Source organism: Burkholderia sp. HI2500 (genome assembly GCF_002223055.1).
GTDB lineage: Bacteria > Pseudomonadota > Gammaproteobacteria > Burkholderiales > Burkholderiaceae > Burkholderia.
The window spans coordinates 1,068,121-1,082,807 of record NZ_NKFL01000006.1 but is presented as its reverse complement, the minus strand read 5'-3'; the positions used below and the strand labels follow the sequence as shown (position 1 = coordinate 1,082,807).

Sequence of the window (14,687 nt, the reverse complement as noted above, 5' to 3'; positions counted from 1 at the left end):
GCCTGACGTCATGCATCGTGAATTCTCCGCCATCGAATCGTCGCTCGAAGCGTTCATCGATCAGCCCGATGATCCCACGCTGTTGATCGAGGCAACCGACAACGACCTCGTGCCAGTTCTCAAGATGATGCAGTCGCTCGACGAACGACTCGGCGATGCCGTTTTCCTGAATTTTCCGTTTCCTTGCGACTCTGCCGACGCGTATCTGCAGACGTGCATGGAAGCACTTGCACGTCAGATCGACGACGCAAGCAGCGCACGCATTGAACGTGGCGAAACAAGCTGGCCACCGTTGCCGCTGACCTGCACCGACCCGAGGCGTGCGCCGGCGGCACGGCTGCGCGATGCCGTCACGCATGTTCACACGCTGATGCCGGAAGGCACCAAGGTCGTATGGGCATGGTTGCCGTCACCGATGGGCGATTTCGGCGGCTTTGCAAAGCTGGTGCTGCAATGCCTGGCGCTGAACGGCTTTGAAGAGTGGATGGAAGGGCATCGGTTCTGCATCCGCGACGACCGGAAGCATCCGTGCCTGATTCCGCTCGCTCGCGAGAAGAAGGCCGAGCACGTGCTGATCTTGCCGGTAGATTTCTCGTCCGAAAAAGCGACCCGTCATCTGGTCGACATCGCGAACGACGCGGTGCATCCGATCGAGCAGCGCATGGGGGCCTTGCTGCAAATCGCAGGGATCGATCTTGCGCATGGCCGATTGCCCGAAGCGCAGCGCAAGTACTACGCGCTCTTTTCCTTCCACGCCGAGCGCAAGGATGCGACAGGCTGCGCAGTGGCATTGCACGGCCTCGGCGATGTAGCGTTGCGCCACGGGTCGCCGCGCGATGCGAAGGACTGGTACATGCGCGCGCTGCCGGCTGCGCTCGATGGTCGGAACCTGCTGGTCGTGCTGAATGCGCTGATGGCCACGGGTAGCTGTTGCAACACGCTCGGCGAGCATGCGAAGGCGGCGACTTATTTTGATCTCGCGAGCGGTGCCGCCGGCAGGCTGATGCTCGTGCATACGAAGATCGAGGCGATGGAGAAAGGCGGTGTCGCGCTGCTGGCATGTGGCCAGGCGGCGGAAGCCGCGAAAAGCTGGATTGCCGCGAAGGGATTGTGCGAAAAGTTCGGCTGCGAACGACAGCGCATTTCCCTCCTCGATCGACTCGTTTCGCTCTACGGGAACGCCGGCCTGAAAACCGAGGCGAGGGCGTATGAGCTGGAGAAGGATCCGCTTTACATGACTCGCCTCCGTGGAGTGGTCGCGCCGACGGTACACGATGCGATCGCCGGGTACGAACGGGCGCGCCAATGAGTGAATTTGAAACCCGGCTGACGCGCGCATCGGCGCCTGCGGAGAGCCATGCATCGCAATCCGAGTCGAAGGCCGACACCGCGTGCGATTCGCTGCTCGGTACGGTCAAGTCGACGTTCGATCTGTTCAAGGAGACCTTCTCGTCGGAAGGCGGCACGCTTCACCACGTCAGCGAAGCCGTGAACTCGCTCGCGTCGTTGCAGGGCATGCCGTCGCAGTTACTCAACACCGGCATTGCGCAGATCCCGCTGCTCGACAAGATGCCGGGGATGCCGGCGGCCACCATCGGTGTTCCGCATCTCGGTACGCCGCATGCGCATAGTCATCCGCCAAGCAGCGGTTTTCCGTTGCCGAGCGTCGGGGCGACGATCGGTAGCGGATGTTTGAGCGTGCTGATTGGGGGGATTCCTGCGGCACGCGTGCTGGATATCGGTATCGCGCCGACGTGTGGCGGGATAACGCCTTTCTTCGATATTCAGACTGGATCGAGCAACACGTTCATCGGCGGAATGCGTGCTGCGCGCATGGGAATCGACATGACGCGCCACTGCAATCCGATGGGGCATGTCGGGCACTCGGGTGGTGAAGCGGCGAGCGCTGCGGAGAAAGGCGAGGAGGTGGCGAGCGAGGCTGCCCAAGTGACCAGCAGGGCGAAGACGTTGGGACGGGCAGGGAAGGCATGGTCGGTTGGTAACGCCGCGGTCGGGCCAGCGTCCGGGGTAGCGACTGCTGCCGATGACGCATCGCAAGGAGAAATCGCAGCAGCAGCGATGATGGCCGCACAAACTGCGGCCGATCTCGCGTTCATGGCGCTCAGCAACCTGATGGGCAAGGATCCCGGTATCGAGCCAAGTATGGGGACGCTGCTCGCTGGGGATCCGACGGTACTGATCGGCGGATTTCCGCTGCCGGACTCGCAGATGATGTGGCACGGGGCGAAGCACGGGATCGGGAAGAAGGTCAAGGCACGGGTTGCGAACAGACAGAAAGAAGTCAGCCCGTGCACCGACGGACATCCCGTCGATGTTGTCAGGGGTACGGCGGAAAACGAATTCATCGATTACAAAACGCGAGAGGCGCCTGCATTCAAGTGGGAGCGCTACTACTGCAGCGGCTGGCACAAACAAGACAGTCCGATTGGCTTTGGTTTTCGACACGTTTTCCAACACGAGTTGCGTCTTCTGCGAACGCGCGCCATTTATGTCGATGCGCGCAACCGGGAGCATCCATTTCCTCGGAACGGCGCCGGTCGTTATGAAGGATGCGTTGCCGGTTATGAACTGGAGCAGTGCGATGAACGCCGCTTCGTGATCCGTCATACGCGGCTCGGAAAAATGACTTTCGAGCTTACGGATAAAGACGTTCATGTTGCCCGGCTCGTGAATCATGTCAAACCGGAATTCGGATTCAGGCTTGTGTATGACGAAAGCGGCTCACTGATACACATCATCCAGGAAGCCGGACGCGGCCACCTTCGACGGACGATTGAAATTCACTACAACGATTCCGGTCATGTCTCGGCGATTTACGTCACACCGCCGCAGGGGAAGAGGCAGTGCATTGCTCACTATCATTACAACGCATACGGATGCCTGGAGGTAGCGACCGATCCGCTCGGCGCGGAAATGTCTTACGGCTATGACACCCGCGGAAGAATGACCCGAGAGACGGATGCGAACGGTTACTCGTTCCACTACAAGTACGACGACGAGAGCCGATGTATCGAAAGCAGGGGACAGGACGGATTGTGGCATGTCGCGCTCGAGTACCAACCGGGCCGCACCGTAGTGACGCGTGCCGACGGAGGCAAGTGGTCTTTCCTGTACGACCGATCGCGTACGGTGACACGGATCATCGACCCGTATGGCGGAACGACCGAGCGCGTAACCGGTGGCGACGGTCGAATTCTGTGCGAGATTGATTCCGGTGGACGCACGATGCGCTGGCTTTACGACCAGCGCGGAGCAAACACCGGGCGGCTGGATCGCTGGGGAAACAGTTGGCCTACGAGGGAAGAAGTGCCAGCCTTGCCAAATCCCCTGACGCATCGGGTTCCCGCCACACCGATGGGACTGTTGTATGGCTGGGTTCGACCATCCGAAATGGCAGATCGATTACTCCTGCCACTGGAGATCGACAGCTTTTCAACAACGGTTTTTCCAGTCGCACGTGTTACATCATCGCCGACCGAGCAGTGCGATCCAGCCGGGCACATCGTCAGCCGCACTGACATGTACGGACATACAGAGCGCCTTCAATACGATGCTGCGGGGAATCTCGTGCGACTGCGAGACAGAGACGGGCGCGAATATCGTTACAACGTCACGTCCTGGAACTTGCGTGAAAGCGAGACAGGACCGGCGGGCAATGCAGTCAGGTACAGGTATACAGCCAAGGAGGAGGTCGCTGCGATAGTCGACGCGAATGGCAATGAGAGCGCCTACCGCTACGATTTCAAAGGTCGAATTCAAAGCGTAACGCGGCACGGTGTATTGCGCGAAACCTATAAATATGACACCGGCGATCGATTGATCGAAAAGCGGGATGGGTCCGGCAATCTACTGCTCCATTTTGAGATTGGCGACAATGGCCTGCACAGCAAGCGAGTGCTATCGAGTGGTGCCACACATTTCTACCAGTACGATTCGCGCGCGAATATTACCAAGGCCTCGACGAACAGGTTCGACGTCAAATTAACCTATGACTCACAGGGCCGGCGCACTTCGGATAAACGCGATGGCTTGGGTGTCGAACACGGTTACGTCAAAAAATCGCTAGCCAGTACCACCTATCTTGATCGATATACCGTTCGTTATGAATCTGTCGGTCATGGCGAAATACTCATTCATACGCCAGTGGGCGGTAGCCACCGTCTTGTGCGTTCACGCGATGGACAGGTCCTGCTATGCCTGGGCAACGGCACAAATATCCTCTATACCTTCGACGCGAACGGTTGGTGTATCGGACGAACCAGGTGGGTCTCCGATCAACCTGAGTCCGTTCATTGTGTGACGTATGCATACAGTGCAACGGGGGAACTGCGGAGCGCAACCGATAGCGCAACGGGCACAACCGAGTATCAATACGATGCCGCGCACCGCTTGATTGGCGAAACTCGCGACGGATTTCCCACGCGGCGCTTCCAGTATGACGCGGGGGGGAATCTTCTGTCATCGCCGACATGTGCGTGGATGCGCTATACCGAGGGCAACCGACTCTCGGCAGCGGCGACGAGCATATTTCGCTATACCGACCGAAATCATCTTGCCGAAAACATTACCGGCGATGACCGTCGTACTGTCTACCGCTATGACAGCATGGACTTGCTGGTAGCGGTCGATTGGAGCGATCAACAAAATTCCTGGACCGCAGAATATGACGGACTGTGTCGCCGCATCTACAAGTCCATCGGTGAACAGCGCACTGACTTCTTTTGGGACGATGACCGCCTTGTAGCCGAGAGAAGGCCCGACGGGCGCCTGCGACTTTACGTATACCCAAGCGAAACGGCCTATGTCCCGTTCATGCTCATCGACTACGAATCAGCGGATGCTGAGCCGGGTAGCGGAATCGCATATTTTCTGCAACACAATCAGGTTGGACTGCCCGACCTGATCACGAACCAGGAGCGTGGTGTCGTCTGGAAACCCGACGATATCGATCCATACGGCGCCATTTCCGTATCGAGCGAAAGCTTGATCGACTACGATCTCCGCTTTCCGGGTCACTACCATGATGTCGAAACCGGCATACATTCCAATCGGTTTCGGTCGTACAGCCCGACACTCGGGCGCTATCTGCAGTCGGATCCCGCCGGTCAGGCCGGTGGCATCAATTTATATGCGTATACGGCAAATCCGGTTGTCCGGGTGGACGTTCTGGGGTTGGCGGAAAGTGGTTGCGGATCCAGCCTCGGCGAAGAAGTCGCAGACAACAAGAAAAAGGGTTCGGAGACCGAGAAAGCACACGACGCGCCCGCGCACGGCGAGCACAACCTTGACGAACTTCGGCAAGAGCTTGGGGCGCTCGCACAAGCCGCCTGGCAGAAGATGAAAGATGCCAATGCTCGAGGTGATCGAACGGTCACTCTTGACGACGGGACTGTCTTGAAGACCGGTGACACGACGATGGGGCCGTGTCTTTCTGTTGTGAAGGATTTGACAACGGGCGCCATCTACTATGGACAGAACACCGGGAAGCGCCCGCGCGGGTTGCGTTCACCGCTCAAGGAGCAGACCGAGAAAGTCGCGATCGCCAACGAGGAAAAAAGCCCTTCCCCATATCCGAACAATCCTGGGTGGACGCGAAACAAAGGCATCCCGGGTTCGCACTCCGAAGTGCAGGCGGCCAACCAGGCGTTGGAGGCACGGCCTGGTGCCCAACTGAATGAGTTGGCTGTCTATAATGTTCGCACGGAAATGGACAAGGCAGACGCTGGCGAGCCTATGCCTCGATGCGACAACTGCAAGCCAATTACTGACGGCATTATTGCTCTAACCGACTAAGAGGTACTTTCTGATGCAACGCATTCTTTCCAGTCAACTCGAGTATCCCGGAGATGGTCTCTATTATCTCGATGGCGAGCCTTTTTCCGGCGTTTCTTATACGCTCAGAGATGGATGGGAAAAATCGGAAACGGAAATCCGCCAGGGCTTGCAGTGGGGGACGACGAAAGAGTGGTACGAACCGGGACGGCCGATGCGAGAAGCGACGTTCTTCAAGGGCGTACTCCATGGACGTGCACGTGAATGGCACAAGAATGGCCAGCTTGCCGAGGACGGCGAATACGAATATGGGATCACCCTGTGGGAGAAAAGCTGGGATGAGCGCGGCACACTCCTGGACGACTTCCGGTTGAGCGAGGATGACGAGGATTTTCAGGTCCTGCAGGAGTATCGCGCCTTGTATCGGAAAGACAGTTCCGCCTAGGTGGCCTACAGGAAAGGAGGTCGCCGCGACCAGACCGCTGTGGCGACTGTCCACGTTCGGACGTGAGCAACAAGCCTTGGAAGTGACCGTCCGTGTCGACACAATATTTGACATAACGTGAATTATCGTCGGATTTGGTTGTAGCAGCCATATCCTAATGTCGTGTTCTGGCTATTTACAGATGTCGGGTTTTTGACTGCTGGCATGCTGGACGGCTCGTTGAGCGAGCGCGGAGCCGACCATGCAGCCAGCCGGATTGGTGACACTGACGATGCGAGAGCTTGATCGACTCAAGGTAATCCAGGCCGTGGTGGACACGGGCCTGAAGCCCGGACGTGCGGCCGAACGGCTGGGACTGAGCGTGCGACAGGTGGAAAGGCTGGTCATCCGATATCGAGAGCATGGACCTAGCGGCGTTGCTTCGGGCCGTCGTGGCCGGCCAGGCAACCGCAAGCTCGACGAAGGACTAGCGTTACGCGCCTTGACCACTATTCGAGAGCGTTACGCCGATTTCGGGCCGACGTTGGCCTGCGAGAAGCTGTGGGAATGCCATGGCATTCGGCTGGCCAAGGAAACGGTCAGGAAGCTGATGACGGACGCTGGCTTGTGGATTCCACGTCGGCAGCGTCCGCCGAAGGTTTATCAGCCGCGAGCGCGCCGGGCGTGTCTGGGTGAACTGATCCAGATCGATGGTTGCGATCATCGGTGGTTCGAGGAACGGGCGCCGGCCTGCACGCTGCTGGTGTACGTGGACGACGCGACGAGCCGGCTGATGATGCTGCACTTCACGCAGACCGAGTCGACGTTCAGCTACTTCGAGGCCACGCGAGCGTATCTGGAGCGCTACGGCAAGCCGGTGGCGTTCTACAGCGACAAGTACAGCGTGTTCCGCAATACGAGCGCCAGCAAGACAGGCCAAAGCGTGACGCACTTCGGTCGGGCGATGTACGAGCTGAACATTGACACGTTCTGCGCGAACAGCAGCTCGGCCAAGGGACGTGTCGAGCGAGCGCACTTGACGCTGCAGGATCGGTTCGTCAAGGAGTTGAGACTGCGCGGCATCAGCACGGTGGCCGACGCGAACGCTTACGCGCCCTCCTTCATGGCCATGTATAACGAGCGCTTCGCGAAGCCACCGAAGAGCGGCTTTGATGCGCATCGACCGCTGCGGTCCGACGAGGATCTGGATCTGCTGCTGACCTGGCGCGAGACACGCCGGGTCACGAAGGCGCTGACGGTGCAGTACGACCGGGTGCTCTATCTGCTGGACGATACGCCGGGGAATCGGGCGTGGATACATCGTGACATCGAGGTGTGGGAGTACCCGGACGGACGCATCGAGCTTCGGGCGGCTGGCCAGCTACTGTCGGCACAATCCTACGATCGGCTGGCCGAGGTGGATCAAGGCGCGATCGTGGATCACAAGCGCCTGAGCCATGCGTTGCAGGTGGCACAAGCGTTTCAGGCGCAGCGCGACAGCCGGCGGATCGGCACTGCGCCGTCGCGAACGCATCGGGGGCTGCCGGTGCGGGCAAATGAAGCGCAACCCGGCACGAAGAAACCTCGCCGGTTCACGGTGACTGACATGGAAGCCGCGATTCTGGAAGTTGCGTCAAAAGCAGAAACTGAGCGGCGGTCTGCCAAGGCCCGCGGGTGAGCGTAAGCGCCCTGCCGCCTCAGGCTCGGCACTTCAACACTGAAGGATGGAAAGGCCGATGAAACATGCGACATCTGTATTTAGCTGGCACTACGACATCTGAATCCGGGTATGACATTGTTTGTAGCGGCTAGATTGAAATGGCCGCTTTCGGGCCGCGTAAGCTGGCCGGCCGCCGGGTGTCCGGCGCCGGAGGCTTCGATGGCTGCAACGGAGCGGATCACGATGACGATGCGCGAGCTGGACCGATTCAAGGTCATTCAGGACGTGGCAAGCCATCGGCACGTACAACCGCGCTATCGACTCGCAACGGCTTCGGACGCCGTCCCTTGCCATCCACCACCGAGCGCCTTGAACGCAGCCACCGACGCCCGAGCCGCTTCGGTTTTCGCCTGCACGCGCTCGTCCGATGCGCGCAGCAGGCTTTCGTCCGCCTGCAACACCTCGATCAGGCTGACGACGCCCTTCTGATACGCAGCGAACGACGCAGCCCGTGCGCGGCCGAGCGAATCCACGCCATCGGCGAGAACCGCCGCCTGCTCGTCGCGCCTGACGAGCGCGGAGAACGCGTTCTCGACGTCCTCGGTGGCGTGCAGCGCCGCGAGCCGATACGCAGCCAGCATTTCGGCATCCTGCCCTTTGGCCTGCGCGATCTGCGCATTGATGCGCCCGAAGTCGAACAAACGCCAGCGCAGGCCGAGCACGCCGGCAGCCTGGTTCGCGCCGCCGGCAAACAGGTTGCCCGCGCCCATCGTCGTCGCGCTGCCGATCAGCCCGCTCAGCGAGAACTTCGGGTAATACTCGGCAATGGCCACGCCGATGCGCGCGTTCGACGCCGCGAGGCGCCGCTCGGCGACGATCAGGTCGGGCCGCCGCCTGAGGAGTTCGCCGGGCGTTCCCGTCGCCGCGATCCGCGGTGCGACCGGCACCTCGCCGCCGTCGAGCAATTCCGCGCGATACGTACCGGGTTGCGAGCCGAGCATCACGTCGAGCGCATTCATCGCCGTGTCCAGCGCCGCTTCGAGTACCGGCACCGTTGCGCGGACCTGAGCGAGCGCACCTTCGGCCTGCCTAACCTGAAGCTCCGCCGCGAGCCCCTTTCCATACAGCAGATTGATGGTCGACAACAGATCCTGTTCGGTCTGCACCTGATGCCGCGCGACCTTCAGCCGGCCCTGCAACCCGCGAATCGTGATGTAGATGTCCGCCGTCTGCGCGGCCACGGCAAGGCGCGTGGCGACCGCCGCCGCCTCGGAGGCCTGATAGTCGGCGAGCGCCGCCTCCCGCCCGCGGCGCAACCCGCCGAACACATCCAGTTCCCAGCTCGCGGTGAAATCGGCCTCGTAGTCGTTGCCGTGACGGTCGAAACCGGGCGTCGAGTTCAGCACGCGCCCCAACGGCGTTTCGACCGACTGGTAGACGCGCGCGGCTTGACCGGTCACAGTGCCCGAAGGCAACAGCGCTGCATTGGCCGCACCGAGCCCGGCACGCGCTTGCGTGACGCGTGCCGCGGCCTGCGCGAGATCGAGGTTCTGCGCGAGCGCAAGCGTGACGAACCGGGTCAACTGCGGATCGCCGAAGCCCGTCCACCACGTCGCGAGTTCCGCTTCGGCCGCCGCGTGCCGCTGCTCCACGGCGCGCTGGCCCTGGAAGCGCTGCGGCATGGCGATGTCCGGCCGCACGTAGTCGGGACCGACGGCGCATCCCGTCGACAGGAGCGCGGCAAGCACCGCGGCAACGATGGGTTTCGGTAGCATGACGGTTTTAGCCAAGATCAGATGGTGACTATAATACCAAATAGTCACTCGTTGTCCATCCTTGCCAGCCGCAACCCATGAAAGAAAACACCGCTTCCCCGGCTCCCGCGCGCGGCCCGGCCGATCACGACGTGCGGGACCAGATCGTGGCGGCCGCCACCGAGCACTTCAGCCGGTACGGCTATGAAAAGACGACCGTGTCCGACCTCGCGAAGGCCATCGGTTTCTCGAAGGCCTATATCTACAAGTTCTTCGAGTCGAAACAGGCGATCGGCGAGATGATCTGTGCGAACTGCCTGCATGAAATCGAAACCGACGTGCGCACCGCCGTCGCCGAAACGGAACGACCCACCGAAAAGCTGCGGCGCATGTTCAAGGTCTTTACCGAAGCGAGCCTGCGGCTGTTCTTCCGCGACCGCAAGCTGTACGACATCGCCGCGTCGGCCGCCACCGGCAACTGGCAGTCGGTGCAGGCCTATGAGGCGCGCGTGCAGCAACTGCTTCAGGAGGTGCTGCAGGCGGGCCGGCAAAGCGGCGAGTTCGAGCGCAAGACGCCGCTGGACGAAACCGCGACGGCGATCTACCTCGTGATGCGGCCATACCTGAATCCGCTGCTGCTGCAATACAACCTCGACACGACCGATGCCGCGCCCGCGCAGTTGTCGAGCCTGGTGCTCCGCAGCCTCGCCCCGTGAATCGAAACCCATTGTGACCATTGACTCTTTTGGTCACTAGATACACAATGAAAGCCCCGATCACTTCGTCTGTGGGTCTTTCATGGTTCGGCGTCGCCCCGCTCTCCTCGCAGTCGCTTCCGCACTGCCCCTCGCGCTAGCCGCCTGCAGCGGAAAAGCGCCTTCCGATCCGCGCACGGAGGCGCCGCTCGTGCGTACCGCCATCGTTCAGGCAGCCGCGCCCGCGTCCCGCTCGTTTACCGGCACCGTCGCCGCACGCGTGCAGAGCGATCTCGGGTTCCGGGTGTCCGGCAAGGTGCTGGAGCGGCTCGTCGATACCGGACAAACCGTCCGGCGCGGCCAGCCGCTGATGCGGATCGATCCCGTCGACCTGAAGCTCGCGGCACGCGCACGCGACGAAGCCGTGGCCGCGGCACGGGCACGCGCGCGGCAGACCGCCGAGGACGAAGCGCGCTACCGTGACTTGCGCGGCACCGGCGCGATATCGGCATCGGCCTATGACCAGGTCAAGGCAGCGGCCGATGCCGCGAAAGCCCAGCTGAACGCCGCCGAGGCCGATGCCGGCGTCGCACGCAATGCGACCGGCTATGCGCAACTCGTCGCGGACGGCGACGGCGTCGTGATGGACACGCTCGCGGAGCCCGGCCAGGTCGTGAGCGCCGGCCAGCCGGTCGTGCGGCTCGCGCACGCCGGCAGCCGGGAAGCCGTGATCCAGTTGCCGGAAACCCTGCGCCCCGCGGTCGGCTCCGTGGCGCAGGCCGAGTTGTTCGGCAAGCCGGGCTTGCGTGTCCCCGCGACGCTGCGGCAGCTCTCCGATACCGCGGATGCGCGAACGCGCACGTTCGAAGCGCGCTACGTGCTGCAAGGCACGCTGGCCGCCGCGCCGCTGGGTGCGACCGTCACGATCCGCCTACCGGACGACGCACACGCGACGCCGCAAGCCGGCCTGCAGGTGCCGATCGGCGCGCTGCTGGACGGAGGCAAAGGGCCCGGCGTGTGGGTCGTCGCAGGCGATCCGGCCAAGGTGGGATGGCGGCCGGTCACGGTCGAGCATGTGGATGACGACAGCGCACGCGTGTCGGGCGCACTCAAGCAAGGCGACCGGGTCGTCGCGCTCGGCGCGCAGTTGCTGCATGACGGCGATGCGGTCCGCGTGGCCGCGCAGGCCGCCACGCTCGCGAGCGAAGGAGCACGGCCGTGAGCGAGCGCCGCTTCAACCTGTCGGCGCTCGCGGTACGCGAGCGCGCGATCACGCTGTTCCTGATCTGCCTGATTTCGCTTGCGGGGCTCGTGTCGTTCTTCAAGCTGGGCCGCGCGGAAGACCCGGCCTTCACCGTCAAGGTGATGACCATCGTCACCGCATGGCCGGGCGCGACCGCGCAGGAAATGCACGACCAGGTGGCCGAAAAGATCGAAAAGCGCATGCAGGAGCTGCGCTGGTACGACCGCAGCGAAACCTACACGCGCCCCGGCCTCGCGTTCACGACGCTGACGTTGCTCGACAGCACGCCGCCGTCCGAGGTGCAGGAGCAGTTCTATCAGGCGCGCAAGAAGATCGGCGACGTGGCGAACGATCTGCCGGCCGGCGTGATCGGCCCGCTGGTCAACGACGAATACGCGGACGTCACGTTCGCGCTGTTCGCGCTGAAGGCCAAGGGCGAACCGCAGCGCCTGCTGGTGCGCGATGCGGAGACGCAGCGCCAGCGGCTGCTGCATGTGCCCGGCGTGAAGAAGGTCGACATCATCGGCGAACAGGCCGAGCGCATCTACGTGCAGCTGTCGCACGACCGGCTCGCGACGCTCGGCGTGAGCCCGCAGGACGTGTTCGCCGCCCTCAACGGCCAGAATGCGCTGACGCCGGCCGGCTCCGTCGAGACGCGCGGGCCGGAGATCTTCATTCGCGTGGAAGGCGCATTCGACAAGCTGCAGAAGATTCGCGACACGCCGATCGTCGCGCAGGGCCACACGCTGAAACTGTCGGACATCGCGACCGTCGAGCGCGGCTACGAAGACCCGTCGACGTTCATGATCCGCAACAACGGCGAACCCGCGCTGCTGCTCGGCGTCGTGATGCGCGACGGCTGGAACGGGCTCGACCTCGGCCGCGCGCTGGACCGGGAAGTCGGCGCGATCAACGCCGCGCTGCCGCTCGGCATGAGCCTGACCAAGGTCACCGACCAGTCCGTGAACATCAGCTCGGCCGTCGACGAGTTCATGGTCAAGTTCTTCGCCGCGCTGCTCGTCGTGATGCTGGTGAGCTTCGTCAGCATGGGCTGGCGCGTGGGCCTCGTGGTCGCCGCGGCCGTGCCGCTGACGCTGGCCGTGGTGTTCGTCGTGATGGCCGCCACCGGCAAGAACTTCGACCGCATCACGCTCGGCTCGCTGATCCTCGCGCTCGGGCTGCTGGTCGACGACGCGATCATCGCGATCGAAATGATGGTCGTGAAGATGGAGGAAGGCTACGACCGCGTGGCCGCGTCGGCGTATGCGTGGAGCCATACGGCCGCGCCGATGCTGGCCGGCACGCTGGTCACCGCGGTCGGCTTCATGCCGAACGGCTTCGCGCGCTCCACCGCGGGTGAATACACCAGCAACATGTTCTGGATCGTCGGGATCGCGCTGATCGCCTCATGGGTCGTCGCCGTCGCGTTCACGCCGTACCTCGGCGTGAAGATGCTGCCGAACTTCAAGAAGTTCGAAGGCGGTCACGATGCGATCTACGACACGCCCCGCTACAACCGCTTCCGGCAACTGCTGACGCGCGTGATCGCCCGCAAATGGCTCGTCGCCGGGTCGGTCGTCGCCCTCTTCGTGCTCGCGATTCTCGGCATGGCGGTCGTCAAGAAGCAGTTTTTCCCGATCTCCGATCGCCCCGAGGTGCTGGTCGAGGTGCAGATGCCGTACGGCACGTCGATTTCGCAAACGAGCGCCGCCACGTCGAAGGTCGAGGCGTGGCTCGCGAAGCAGAAGGAAGCGAGGATCGTCACCGCGTACGTCGGCCAGGGCGCGCCGCGTTTTTATCTGGCGATGGGGCCGGAGCTGCCCGATCCGTCGTTCGCGAAGATCGTGATCCGCACCGACAGCCAGGACGAGCGCGACGCGTTGAAGGCGCGCCTGCGGCGGGCCATCGCCGACGGCCTCGCGCCCGAAGCGCGCGTGCGCGTGACGCAGCTCGTGTTCGGCCCGTATTCACCGTTCCCGGTGGCCTACCGGATCACGGGCCCCGATCCGGACACGCTGCGCGGCATCGCGACCGATGTCGAGCGCGTGATGAACGGCAGCCCGATGATGCGCACGGTCAATGCGGACTGGGGCACGCGCGCGCCGACGCTGCACTTCACGTTGCAGCAGGACCGCCTGCAGGCAGTCGGGTTGACGTCCAGCGCGGTCGCGCAGCAGCTGCAGTTCCTGCTGACCGGGGTGCCCGTCACCGCGGTGCGCGAGGATATCCGGACCGTACAGGTGATCGCACGCTCGGGCGGCGACGCGCGGCTCGACCCGGCACGGCTCGACGACTTCACGCTCGCCGGCGCGAACGGCCAGCGCATCCCGCTGTCGCAGGTCGGCAAGGTCGACGTGCGGATGGAAGAGCCGATCATGCGCTGGCGCGATCGCGTGCCGACGCTCACGGTGCGCGGCGACATCGCCGAAGGCTTGCAGCCGCCGGACGTGTCGGCTGCGATCACGCAGCAGCTTCAGCCGATCATCGCCGCGCTGCCGAGCGGCTATCGAATCGAGGAAGCCGGCTCCATCGAGGAATCCGGCAAGGCCACGAAGGCGATGCTGCCGCTGTTCCCGATCATGCTGGCGGTCACGCTCGTGATCATCATCTTCCAGGTGCGCTCGATCTCCGCGATGGTGATGGTGTTCATGACGAGCCCGCTCGGCCTGATCGGCGTGGTGCCCACGCTGATCCTGTTCCGGCAGCCGTTCGGCATCAATGCGCTGGTCGGCCTCATCGCGCTGTCGGGGATCCTGATGCGCAACACGCTGATCCTGATCGGCCAGATTCACCAGAACGAACAGGCGGGGCTGGATCCGTTCCACGCGGTTGTCGAAGCGACCGTGCAGCGGGCGCGCCCGGTGATTCTCACCGCGATGGCGGCCGTGCTCGCGTTCATTCCGCTCACGCATTCGGTGTTCTGGGGCACGCTCGCGTACACGCTGATCGGCGGCACGTTCGCCGGGACGATCCTCACGCTGATGTTCCTGCCGGCGATGTATGCGATCTGGTTCAGGATCCGGCCCGGTCAGTCCGCCGCCGCCCGCCACGGCGGCCATGAACCGGCATCGCCGGGCGAGCCCGCACTTCAGCCCGCGCTCGACGCGCGCGATTGATT

Annotated in this window: 8 protein-coding genes; 7 read left to right on the top strand and 1 reads right to left on the bottom strand. The window is 62.9% G+C overall.

Annotation, left to right across the window (positions count from 1 at the left end):
- Nucleotides 1–10 precede the first annotated feature (10 nt).
- From CFB45_RS22635 to CFB45_RS22620, 4 genes are all read left to right on the top strand, one after another.
- Nucleotides 11–1,309 (top strand): hypothetical protein, encoded by a 1,299-nt coding sequence (locus tag CFB45_RS22635; RefSeq protein ID WP_089427469.1) that lies wholly within the window; start codon nt 11–13, stop codon nt 1,307–1,309.
- On the top strand, nt 1,306–5,814 hold the full coding sequence (locus CFB45_RS22630) for an RHS repeat-associated core domain-containing protein (protein ID WP_089427468.1): 4,509 nt from the start codon (nt 1,306–1,308) through the stop codon (nt 5,812–5,814). Before CFB45_RS22635 ends, CFB45_RS22630 begins: the two co-directional genes overlap by 4 nt.
- A gap of 13 nt (nt 5,815–5,827) precedes the next feature.
- Nucleotides 5,828–6,238: a toxin-antitoxin system YwqK family antitoxin gene (locus CFB45_RS22625; RefSeq protein ID WP_089427467.1), complete on the top strand. Its 411-nt coding sequence runs from the start codon at nt 5,828–5,830 to the stop codon at nt 6,236–6,238.
- A gap of 241 nt (nt 6,239–6,479) precedes the next feature.
- Nucleotides 6,480–7,895 (top strand): ISNCY family transposase, encoded by a 1,416-nt coding sequence (locus CFB45_RS22620; RefSeq protein WP_089430276.1) that lies wholly within the window; start codon nt 6,480–6,482, stop codon nt 7,893–7,895.
- A 296-nt stretch (nt 7,896–8,191) separates the two neighbouring features.
- Here the strand turns inward: CFB45_RS22620 and CFB45_RS22615 are convergent, their stop codons facing one another.
- Nucleotides 8,192–9,652: an efflux transporter outer membrane subunit gene (locus CFB45_RS22615; protein ID WP_089427466.1), complete on the bottom strand. Its 1,461-nt coding sequence runs from the start codon at nt 9,650–9,652 to the stop codon at nt 8,192–8,194.
- A gap of 77 nt (nt 9,653–9,729) precedes the next feature.
- Between CFB45_RS22615 and CFB45_RS22610 the strand changes: the two genes are divergently transcribed.
- The 3 genes from CFB45_RS22610 to CFB45_RS22600 all read left to right on the top strand — a co-directional run bounded on the left by CFB45_RS22610 (nt 9,730) and on the right by CFB45_RS22600 (nt 14,685).
- Nucleotides 9,730–10,347 (top strand): TetR/AcrR family transcriptional regulator, encoded by a 618-nt coding sequence (locus CFB45_RS22610; protein WP_089427465.1) that lies wholly within the window; start codon nt 9,730–9,732, stop codon nt 10,345–10,347.
- 82 nt (nt 10,348–10,429) lie between these two features.
- Nucleotides 10,430–11,548 carry an efflux RND transporter periplasmic adaptor subunit gene (locus CFB45_RS22605; protein WP_089427464.1) on the top strand — a complete coding sequence of 373 codons (1,119 nt, stop codon included), beginning with the start codon at nt 10,430–10,432 and terminating at the stop codon, nt 11,546–11,548.
- Nucleotides 11,545–14,685, top strand: a complete 3,141-nt coding sequence (locus CFB45_RS22600) for an efflux RND transporter permease subunit (protein WP_089427463.1) — start codon at nt 11,545–11,547, stop codon at nt 14,683–14,685. Before CFB45_RS22605 ends, CFB45_RS22600 begins: the two co-directional genes overlap by 4 nt.
- Nucleotides 14,686–14,687: the final 2 nt, after the last annotated feature.

Excerpts from the sequence above, each read along its gene's own strand:
- CFB45_RS22635 (WP_089427469.1), top strand. The coding sequence starts at position 11 with ATGCATCGTGAATTCTCCGCCATCGAATCGTCGCTCGAAGCGTTCATC.
- CFB45_RS22630 (WP_089427468.1), top strand. The coding sequence starts at position 1,306 with ATGAGTGAATTTGAAACCCGGCTGACGCGCGCATCGGCGCCTGCGGAG.
- CFB45_RS22625 (WP_089427467.1), top strand. The coding sequence starts at position 5,828 with ATGCAACGCATTCTTTCCAGTCAACTCGAGTATCCCGGAGATGGTCTC.
- CFB45_RS22620 (WP_089430276.1), top strand. The coding sequence starts at position 6,480 with ATGCAGCCAGCCGGATTGGTGACACTGACGATGCGAGAGCTTGATCGA.
- CFB45_RS22615 (WP_089427466.1), bottom strand. The coding sequence starts at position 9,652 with ATGCTACCGAAACCCATCGTTGCCGCGGTGCTTGCCGCGCTCCTGTCG.
- CFB45_RS22610 (WP_089427465.1), top strand. The coding sequence starts at position 9,730 with ATGAAAGAAAACACCGCTTCCCCGGCTCCCGCGCGCGGCCCGGCCGAT.
- CFB45_RS22605 (WP_089427464.1), top strand. The coding sequence starts at position 10,430 with ATGGTTCGGCGTCGCCCCGCTCTCCTCGCAGTCGCTTCCGCACTGCCC.